10 protein-coding genes and 1 pseudogene are annotated in these 9,758 nt (G+C 61.8%); 9 read left to right on the top strand and 2 right to left on the bottom strand.

The genetic code is table 11. The features are described 5' to 3' along the window. Positions 1–985 (top strand): NAD(P)/FAD-dependent oxidoreductase (locus EOB36_RS31570; protein WP_164897671.1); only part of this gene is annotated, 985 nt, incomplete at its 5' end. A 158-nt stretch (positions 986–1,143) separates the two neighbouring features. After that, positions 1,144–3,123, top strand: a complete 1,980-nt coding sequence (locus tag EOB36_RS31565) for a bifunctional 2',3'-cyclic-nucleotide 2'-phosphodiesterase/3'-nucleotidase (protein ID WP_128286425.1) — start codon at positions 1,144–1,146, stop codon at positions 3,121–3,123. A 60-nt stretch (positions 3,124–3,183) separates the two neighbouring features. Here the strand turns inward: EOB36_RS31565 and EOB36_RS31560 are convergent, their stop codons facing one another. Then, complete coding sequence (locus EOB36_RS31560) at positions 3,184–4,173, bottom strand: glycerophosphodiester phosphodiesterase family protein (RefSeq protein ID WP_127294035.1); 990 nt, start codon at positions 4,171–4,173, stop codon at positions 3,184–3,186. 110 nt (positions 4,174–4,283) lie between these two features. Beyond that, entirely contained in the window at positions 4,284–5,540 is a 1,257-nt protein-coding gene (locus tag EOB36_RS31555) for a cyclopropane-fatty-acyl-phospholipid synthase family protein (RefSeq protein WP_128286424.1), read from the bottom strand. Positions 5,541–5,785: 245 nt separating this feature from the next. On the opposite strand from EOB36_RS31555, the gene EOB36_RS35885 reads away from it, so the two are divergent. From EOB36_RS35885 to eno, 7 genes and pseudogenes are all read left to right on the top strand, one after another. Beyond that, complete coding sequence (locus tag EOB36_RS35885; RefSeq protein WP_280953394.1) at positions 5,786–5,920, top strand: hypothetical protein; 135 nt, start codon at positions 5,786–5,788, stop codon at positions 5,918–5,920. 103 nt (positions 5,921–6,023) lie between these two features. Continuing rightward, positions 6,024–6,314, top strand: coding sequence for a Dabb family protein (locus EOB36_RS31550; RefSeq protein ID WP_127205575.1), 291 nt, complete (start codon positions 6,024–6,026; stop codon positions 6,312–6,314). Between the two features lie 296 nt (positions 6,315–6,610). After that, a complete protein-coding gene (locus EOB36_RS31545; RefSeq protein WP_128286423.1) occupies positions 6,611–7,501 on the top strand; it encodes a VOC family protein in 891 nt (296 codons plus the stop codon). Beyond that, positions 7,498–8,328: a 3-deoxy-8-phosphooctulonate synthase gene (gene kdsA / locus EOB36_RS31540; RefSeq protein ID WP_128286422.1), complete on the top strand. Its 831-nt coding sequence runs from the start codon at positions 7,498–7,500 to the stop codon at positions 8,326–8,328. The genes EOB36_RS31545 and kdsA overlap by 4 nt, the downstream gene beginning before the upstream one ends. Positions 8,329–8,399: 71 nt before the next feature. Next, entirely contained in the window at positions 8,400–8,603 is a 204-nt protein-coding gene (locus tag EOB36_RS31535; RefSeq protein ID WP_095488666.1) for a dodecin family protein, read from the top strand. Between the two features lie 82 nt (positions 8,604–8,685). Further along, a complete protein-coding gene (locus EOB36_RS31530) occupies positions 8,686–9,051 on the top strand; it encodes a PRC-barrel domain-containing protein (protein ID WP_095488605.1) in 366 nt (121 codons plus the stop codon). 389 nt (positions 9,052–9,440) lie between these two features. After that, positions 9,441–9,758: pseudogene (eno, locus tag EOB36_RS31525) on the top strand (phosphopyruvate hydratase); the annotation flags it as partial.

Genomic DNA, 9,758 nt, shown 5'->3' with positions numbered 1-9,758 from the left:
TGGCAATGCGGTCGCCTACGACACGTTGCTGCTAGCCACCGGCGCCCGCCACGCCTATTTCGGCCATGACGAATGGGAGCCTTTCGCACCGGGGTTGAAGACGCTGGAGGACGCCACCACCATTCGACGGCGCATTCTGCTCGCCTTCGAGCAGGCCGAGCGGGAAACCGATCCCACCAAGCGCCAGGCGCTGCTTACGCTGGCGATCGTCGGTGGCGGGCCGACCGGCGTGGAACTGGCCGGCACTATTGTCGAACTGGCGCACGACACGCTGCGCGGCGAGTTCCGCAACATCGACACGCGGCAGACGCGCGTGGTGCTGATCGAGGCCGGCGACCGCGTCCTTCCCAATTTCGCCCCGGAACTCTCCGATTACGCCAGCAAGGCGCTCGAGCGGCTCGGCGTGACGGTCGAACTCGGCCGGCCCGTCACGCGCTGCGATGCCGAGGGCGTGGTTTTCGGTGATACGCACCTGCCGGCCAGGACGATCCTGTGGGCAGCCGGGGTCGCCGCTTCGCCGGCCGCCGAATGGCTGGGGGCGGCGGCGGACCGGGCTGGCAGGGTGCTCGTTGAGCCCGACCTGACCGTGCCGGGCAGCCCGGAGATTTTCATCGTCGGTGACGCTGCACATGTCCTGCGGCCGGATGGCCGCATGGTGCCCGGCGTCGCACCTGCCGCCAAACAGCAAGGCCGGCATGTCGCCGCGACGATCAAGGCCCGGCTTGCCGGCGACGCAACCCCGCGGCCGTTCCACTACAAGCATGACGGCGATCTGGCCACGATCGGCAAGCGCGCCGCCGCGATCGATTTCGGCTGGATCAAGCTCACCGGCCGGCCGGCCTGGTGGCTGTGGGGCCTCGCGCACATCTACTTCCTGATCGGCTTCCGTAACCGGCTTGCGGTTTCACTGAGCTGGCTATGGATCTACGTGACAGGTCAGCGCAGCGCGCGGCTAATCACCCAAGGCGACGACGACAGGAACTGACATCTCCGCCCGCGCGCATTCATCGGCACGTCATCTGTTCCTGATGGACTCGACCGGATTTCGGCGCGAAGCTTTGCTTCGGGCAGGGCTTGGCACGCCGTTGAAGGCAGGCATGTTGCCGAAGCCTGACATGCCGTCGAACAGGAGAAAACAAAGCAATGCTCGAACTGCTTCAACCCGTCTCCCGTCGCGGGTTCCTTGCCAGCGCCGCCGCCACCGGAGCGCTGATCATGCTTCACCCGTTCTCCGCTCGCGCTCAGGGGAATCAGGCGCATCTCAGGATCATGGAGACGACCGACATCCATGTGAATGTCCTGCCTTACGATTACTACGCCGACAAAGAGAACGACACGATGGGACTATCACGCACCGCTTCGCTGATCGATGCGGTGCGCAAGGAAGCCACCAATGCGATGCTGATCGACAATGGCGACCTTCTGCAGGGCAACCCGATGGGCGACTATATTGCCTACGAGCGGGGGATGAAGGATGGCGACCTGCATCCGGTCATGAAGGGCATGAACCTGCTCGGCTATGAATGCTCGACGCTCGGCAACCACGAATTCAATTACGGCCTGCCGTTCATGGACAAGGTGCTGGCGGGCGCCAATTTTCCGTTCGTCTGCGCCAACCTGATCCGCGGCACCGAACTCGCTGCGAACCCGCGGGACGACAAGCTCTATCTCAAGCCTTACGTCATCCTCGACAAGAAGATCAGGGACGGGTCCGGCGCCGAGCAGCCTCTCAGGATCGGCGTCATCGGCTTCGTGCCGCCGCAGATCATGGTCTGGGACCTGAAGAATCTCGAGGGCAACGTCAAGACGCGCGACATTGTCGAGGCGGCCAAGGCGTGGGTGCCGCAGATGAAGGAGGAGGGCGCCGACATCATTATTGCGCTCTCACATTCCGGCATCGACGTGAAGCAGGGCGACATGATGGAAAACGCCTCGTTCTTCGTCGCTGGCGTCGAGGGCATCGACGCAGTGTTCACCGGCCACCAGCATCTCGTCTTTCCCGGCAAGAAGGACTTTCAGGCGCTCGAGGCCGTCGATACTGAAAAGGGCACGCTGCAGGGCAAGCCTGCCGTCATGGGCGGCTTCTGGGGCTCGCATATGGGTCTGATCGACTTGTTGCTGGAGCGCGACGGGTCGAAATGGCGGGTCGTCTCGGCGACCTCCGAGGCACGGCCGATCTACGAGCGGGTCGAGAAGGCGAACAAGCCGACGGTCGCTGACGACCAGCGCATCGTCGATGCGCTGAAAGAAGATCACGAGGCGACGCTTGCCTATGTGCGCCGGCCGGTCGGGAAAACCTCGGCGCCGCTCTATTCCTATTTCGCGCTGGTCGCCGACGATCCGTCGGTGCAGATCGTCAGCCAGGCGCAGGCCTGGTATCTCAGGGATATCCTCAAAAATACGCAGTGGAAGGACGTGCCGCTGCTGTCGGCGGCCGCGCCCTTCAAGACCGGCGGGCGCAACGGCGCCGACTACTATACCGACGTTCCCGTGGGCGACATCGCCATCAAGAACGTCGCTGATCTCTATCTCTATCCGAACACTGTCCGCGCCGTCGAAATCACCGGGGCTGAAGTGAAGGATTGGCTGGAAATGTCGGCCGGTATCTTCAACCAGATCGAGCCCGGTAAGCCCGACCAGCCGCTCATCAACACCGATTTCCCATCCTACAATTTCGACGTGATCGACGGCGTCACCTACCGGATCGATCTGTCGCGGCCGCCGAAATATGATTCCAAGGGCGGGCTGGTGAACGCCGGATCGAGCCGCATCGTCAACTTGATGTTCGACGGAAAACCAATTGATCCCCAACGAAAATTCGTCGTCGCCACCAACAACTACCGCGCCGGCGGTGGCGGCAATTTCCCGGAGATCGACGCCTCGAAGATCATCTACGAGGCGCCGGATACCAACCGCGACGTGATCGTGCGCTACCTCATCAGCCAAGGCACGATCAACCCGTCGGCGGACGCCAACTGGTCGTTTGCGCCAATGCCTGGAACCAGCGTGGTGTTCGAGACCGGCGCCAAGGTGAAGGATTTTATTGCGCAGGTGAAGTCGCTGAAGATCGAACCGGCAGGCGAAGGCGAAGCAGGGTTTGCCAAGTACCGCATCACTCTCTGAAGACAAAGCTTTTGCGCGCTAACTCAAACCCACGCCTACAGCGGCGTAGGGTTTGGCGCTTCAAGCTGGCGGTGCGAAACGCCGCTTGATCACGGGCATGACCAGATCCAGCGCGTCCGTGGAAATGCCGCCGGAATAGCCGTCCGGCAACTGGTCGATCAGTTCGGGCTCGTCGAGCCCTTGCGAAAAGCCGCCGCCGGCATAGGGGCCGAGCAGGTAGACGCGGGTGTCGACCGCATCCATGCGATCCAGAAAACGGTCGGGCCAGCCCCACAGCCATTGGGCGACATTGATCGGGATGAGCAGGGTCCCCTGCCGGCACGCCTCCGGAACGTAGCCGCTCCAGCCGAGCGCCGCATAGCGCAGGATGCATCGGGTCAGCGATGCACGGCTCAGCGTATGCATGTCTGGCAGCGCCGTCTTGACCGCCGCGATCGGCCTGTCGCCGCCATACACAGTCAAGCCGGCGCGCTCGGTTGGCTTCAGCGTGGCGAGCCAGGAGGCCAACGTCTCGCCTTCCTTGGGGTCGTTGCTTTTGATGTTGATGTTGAAACGGCGGTTCGGGAAGTGCTGCAGCACCTCGTCCAGCGACGGCATCATGCCGATCCCCTTGCCGCGAAACGGAAAGGTCTTGCCGCCATCAGCCGTATAGCCATAGCCGACATCGAGCGCCTTCAACTCGGACATGGCATGGGCGCGCGTTTCTCCCTTGCCTTCAGTGCGGCAATCCAGCGTCCAGTCGTGGAAGACGGCGAACTTGCCGTCCGTGGTCGGGTGAACGTCGAGTTCGAGCGCGTCCGCGCCAAACGCGAAGGCGGCTTCCATCGAGGGGATCGTGTTTTCAAGGAAAGGATGGCGTGGCGGCAGCATGCGTTCGGCCGTGCAGGTGTCGGGACCAAGGTCCTTGCGGTCGAAATCCTGGGCAAGGCCGCGATGGGCAAGCACGGTCGGGGTGCCGGCCGGACGGTTCGACAGCAGCGAGCTGTTGTTGAGCCAGATGCCGCCCGCAGCGACAAGAAGAGCGACGAGGAAGATCGTCCGTTTGCGCATGATGTGATTCCGATTCTTGCAGCCGCATCATGCGTCGGGATCGGACTTTTTCACGGCAGCCAGATTATTGCATGGCTGCAAAATCAGCGATGATGATGTCCCGAACTGACCTAAGCCTTGTAAACCACCTGGCGGACATCGATGTAGCTGGCGCGGAAGCCGGCTTCGCAATAGTGCAGGTAAAACTCCCAGAGCTTCTTGAAGCGATCGTCGAAACCAAGCGGCACGATCTTTTCCCATGACGCCCGGAAGCGGTGGCGCCATTCGGCAAGCGTGCGGGCATAGTCATCCGGGAAGGCGCGCTCGCGCAGATGAGCAAGGCCATGGTCTTTGCCGAGCGTTTTGAGGATCGACGGCGTCGGCAGCATGCCGCCCGGGAAGACGTAACGCTGGATGAAATCCGGCCGGGCGCGATACGTGTCGTAGGCTTTTTCGTTGATGGTGATGATCTGCAGGCCGGCGGTGCCGCCAGGCCGCAGGCAATCCTTCATCTTGCCGAAAAACACGGGCCAGTATTTTTCGCCGACCGCCTCGAACATCTCGATCGAGGCTATGCGGTCGTAGGATCCGGTTTCGTCGCGGTAGTCTTGCAGTTTGATGTCGACCTTGTCGGCAAGTCCAGCTTTCTGGACGCGCGCTCTGGCGAAATCATGCTGCTCGCGGCTGATGGTCAGCCCGGTGATGCGGCAGCCGATCTCGCGCGCGGCGAATTCGGCAAAGCCACCCCAGCCGCAACCGATTTCCAGCACATGGTCTTTCGCGCCGATGCCCGTGTCCTTGGCCAGCGCGCGATACTTGGCGGCTTGCGCGCTTTCCAGATCGTTGGCGCCAGCCGCATAGAGCGCCGACGAATAGGTCATGCTTGGATCCAGCCATTCCTTGTAGAAGGCATTGCCGAGATCGTAGTGCGCCGAAATGTTGCGCTTCGAGCCGGTGCGGGTGTTTTGGTTGAACCAGTGGCGGACACGCTGAACGGCGTTGATGAGCCAGTTGGCGCCGCCGGCGATGCGCTCTCCGATTTCCGAATTGACCACGAACAGCTCCAGGAAACTGGTTACATCGGGACTGTCCCAATCGCCGTCGATGTAGGATTCAGCGATGCCGATGGTGCCACCGGTGAAGGCGCGGCCGGGCAAACGCCAGTTCTTGAGCACCAGTTCGGCGTCCGGACCCGGCGCCTTGCCGCCGACGAGGACGGCGCGGCCGTCCGGCATCCTCACCTTGAGCGAGCCACGCGGCAGGTTCATCGCCGCCGACAATACCATGCGCGCCTTGGCCGGCAGGCCCTTGACGGTATCGGCGAAATTGAATTCGTCCAGCCTGACCGCGTCGCCCCACGCAACGTCGGTGTCTTCCTTGTGAGCCATATCACGCCCCCCGAACTTCTGCGGAGCCGGCGCAACAATGGCCAGTTTCCACACTCGCAGTTCATTCGCCAGGGCGCGAACGCCGCTTCCTGATGAATCCCCGCAGCAATCTTTCATCTCATCAAAGGGAACTTCAAGAGGCAAGGGGCAAGCGAACACGGATCAATGGACAGATTTTGGGGGAGGGCGTTGATCAACGCCGGAATCACTATGGTTGCAACCACCCAGATGCAGTAGTTGTAGCCATGCGTTACGTTATCGTCATCTGCTCCGCCACGTTCTTCCTGATCTGGGACGGAATCTACAATCAGGGCCGCTATCTCGACACCACGGTCAGGGAGATAACGCGCATCGTGCGCTACATCACCAGCCTGGTGTAGGTTTCTTTCCCGCTCGACGCGTTGTCGCCGCGACATCGTTGCCGGTTGACGCGACCGTTTTGCCCACACAAAACACGCTTGCACATCGATCGAGGAGGCTGGGTTGATCCGGCATATCGTTTTCTTCAGCGCGCGGCACAAAGAGGATGTCGAGGCCGTACGCACGGGCTTGCTGGCGCTGGGCAATATCCCACATTCCCGTCTTTTCGAGGTGGCGCTCAACACCAAGGTCGACCCGCTTTCGGACGAAATCGACGTGGTCGTTTATGCTGAATTCGAGGATGAGGCCGCTCTGGCCGCCTACAAGGCGCATCCGCTCTATGGCGAGACGACCAGCCAGGTCAAACCGCTGCGTGAACTGCGATATTCGGCGGATGTTGTGGCGGCGTCCTGAAAAGAAATCGACCGAGAGCAACGTGCTTCGCTTACTCCGTCTGAGCGGTCGGTTCGGTCAGATGTGCCCCAGGCTGCTTCGGCGCGCTCCAGACCAGTATGGCAATAACAGCCATCGCGACGACCGCTGCCGCTATGAACAGCAGGCCGATCTCGCGGCGTCGATACGCGAACCTCCGGAACACTTGCCGCTGCCGGAAATCAACCTACGTGATCCAAATGAGAAAGATGCTGGGTCCTTGCGGCGTCAGACGAGGCTCTTGAACCAACTTCCGGAATGATGCACACCGCGCCGGCATGACCGAAACGATGCCAGCAGGCCCTCATTCGCTCGACCATCTTGTGCTGCCGACCGCGAGCCTCGACGTAGCGCGGGCGCGGCTGGTTTCGCTTGGATTTGTCGTGGCGCCGACCGGCATCCATCCTTTCGGAACGGAAAACTGCTGCGTCTTCCTTGAAGACAGCACTTATCTCGAGCCGCTGGCGGTGGGCAACGCGCAAGCTGCGGCGAAAGCGATCGCGGACGGCAACGTCTTCGTCGCGCGCGATCGTGCCTATCGCGACGAGCGCGGCAATGAGGGATTTTCCGCCCTTGTCCTGGGCACCGAAAATGCGAACGCAGATCATATGCGCTATGTCGAAGCCGGCCTGTCGGCCGGAGACATGCTGAGCTTTTCGCGCGCCTTCGCTGACACAGCGGGAAAGAGCGACACGGCATCGTTCAAACTGGCCTTCGCCTCCGGTGCCGGGGCGAAGGACGCATTCCTGTTCGCCTGCGAGCGGATCAATGCGCCGAAAGTGGATCGCACCGCGTTGCAGATCCACCCCAATGGCGCAACCGGCATCATCGAAGTCGTGGCGGTCAGCGAGAAGCCATCCGAACAGCACCGATTGATCTCGATCGCGGCGCGCAGTCCCACGGCCGGGCAGGGGAGCACCGCGTTTGGCCTGCCGAACGCGACCTTGACCCTGCTTGACCCCGTCGCTTTCGAAGCGCGCGTCGGCATCCCTGCCGGCGCGCCATCGGAACTCCGCTTCGCGGGGGTGGTCTTTTCAGTTCGCCGCGCAGACACGGTCGCAAAGCTGCTTGCAGCCAGTTCCGTCGAACACGACATACGCGGCAATGATATTGTCGTGCGGCCGGCACCCGGACAGGGTGCGGCCTTCATCTTCCGGGAGATCGCATGAGCAAGCCCAATTCGTCCGTAACCGTTGGCAATGTCGTCTTCGACAACACCGCGCCGCTGTCGCTGATTGCCGGCCCGTGCCAGCTTGAATCGCGCCAGCACGCCTTCGATATGGCTGGTGCGCTGAAGGAACTGACTGAGAAGCTGGGACTGGGCCTCGTCTACAAGACCAGCTACGACAAGGCCAACCGCACCTCGCTTGGCGGCACGCGCGGCGCCGGGCTCGATGCGGCGCTGCCGGTCTTCGACGATTTGCGCAAGGCGTTTTCGCTGCCGATCCTGACCGATATCCACACCGAGGAACAGTGCGCGGTCGTGGCGCCGCATGTCGACATCCTGCAGATTCCGGCTTTCCTCAGCCGCCAGACCGACCTGCTGATCGCGGCGGCAAGGACCGGCAAGGTCGTCAATGTGAAGAAGGGCCAATTCCTCGCGCCCTGGGACATGAACAACGTCGTCGCCAAGATCACCGGTTCCGGCAACGCCAACGTGCTGGTTACCGAGCGCGGCGCATCCTTCGGCTACAACACGCTGGTGTCCGATATGCGCGCCCTGCCGATCATGGCCGAGATCGGCGCACCGGTGATTTTCGACGCCACGCATTCCGTGCAGCAGCCGGGCGGGCAGGGCGGCTCCACGGGCGGCGATCGGCGCTTCGTCGAGACGCTGGCGCGCGCCGCGGTTGCGGTCGGTGTCGCCGGCGTTTTCATCGAGACCCATCAGGATCCCGACAACGCCCCCTCCGATGGCCCCAACATGGTGCCGCTAAAGGATCTTCGGGCGCTGCTTGAAAGACTGATGGCGTTTGACCGCGTCGCCAAGGGTTGAACCTGAGCTTGTGGGCGGCAAGCGCCGGTTGTACGTTCCACCGGCAACTAAGTACCTTGGAGGAGGAAGCCATGCCCGTCGCCCGTGTCACCGAAATCACGTCATCGTCGAAGAAGAGCTTTCAGGACGCTATCGAACTGGGAATTGCGCGCGCTGCAAAGACTTTAAAGAACGTCGAAGGCGCCTGGATCCAGGACCAGAAGGTCGTCGTCGAGGACGGTAAGATCTCCGCCTACCGCGTCAACATGAAGGTCACCTTCATCTTGGCTGAGTGACCGACTGGCGTCGAAAAGTCTGGAACCTTCATTCGCGCCCCTCATTGTCAAGCATAGCGTCAACGACAACGAGGAGTACACAATGACAACCCAGACAGGACACACAGAAGCCATCGCTGCCTCGCGGGTCATCGGCACATCAGTCTACAACACGGAAGGCACGCATATCGGCGACATCGAGGATGTCATGCTCGACAAGTTGTCGAATGGAATCATGTTTGCCGTGATCGGCTTTGGCGGATTTCTCGGCATCGGCGAGAAGTATCATGCGATTCCGTGGGCGACCCTCGACTATGACGAGAACAAGGGCGGCTACGTCGTGCCGTTCACCAAGGAGCAACTGAAGGCTGCTCCCGCCTATTCGATCAACGAACTGACGGGCGCCGACGGCGAGGCCGCGCGTGATGCTTCATACAGCTACTACAAGGTCGAGCCTTATTGGCACTGACCTTGATCTGCCGGAATCAAAAGGCCCTCGGTTGAACCGAGGGCCTCTTCTGCAGGATATCTACTCCGCCGCTTGAAGGGTCGACAACTCTACCGCGCCTTGTTGAGGCTGCTGAGTGTCACACGACGTCAGAAACGCCGCCGCGATCAGGAACAAACTCACAATGCCGCTCAACTGAGACATGGCGAAACTCCTCCTGTTTCGCCCCGCGCAAGTGCGAGCATAACCAGAAAGTCGCATGCCGCCAAGACTTATGATGACAGCAATTTTTGCTTTGTGAACCGGCACGGCGGAGGTGGCGGCAATATTTGCGGACGCCCCGATTGCGTTTTGCAGCACTTTGGCTAAGACGTGCGCGACGCTTCGTCAGATCAAATCGGGGACATCGTATGACCGCCATCATCGACATTGTCGGGCGTGAAATCCTGGACAGCCGCGGAAACCCGACCGTCGAGGTCGACGTCGTGCTCGAAGACGGCTCGATGGGCCGCGCTGCGGTACCCTCCGGCGCATCGACCGGCGCGCATGAGGCGGTCGAGCTGCGCGACGGCGGCGCCCGCTACCTCGGCAAGGGCGTCCTGCGGGCGGTAGAGGCCGTCAATGGCGAGCTGTTCGAGGCGATTGGCGGCATGGAAGCCGAGAACCAGATCCACATCGACCAGACCATGATCGAGCTCGACGGCACGCCCAACAAGAGCCGGCTCGGC

The sequence above is a fragment of the Mesorhizobium sp. M6A.T.Cr.TU.017.01.1.1 genome (genome assembly GCF_004023115.1).
Classification (GTDB): Bacteria; Pseudomonadota; Alphaproteobacteria; order Rhizobiales; family Rhizobiaceae; genus Mesorhizobium; species Mesorhizobium mediterraneum.
Note: the sequence above shows the minus strand (reverse complement) of the source record. Positions and strands in the feature narration are given on the sequence as shown.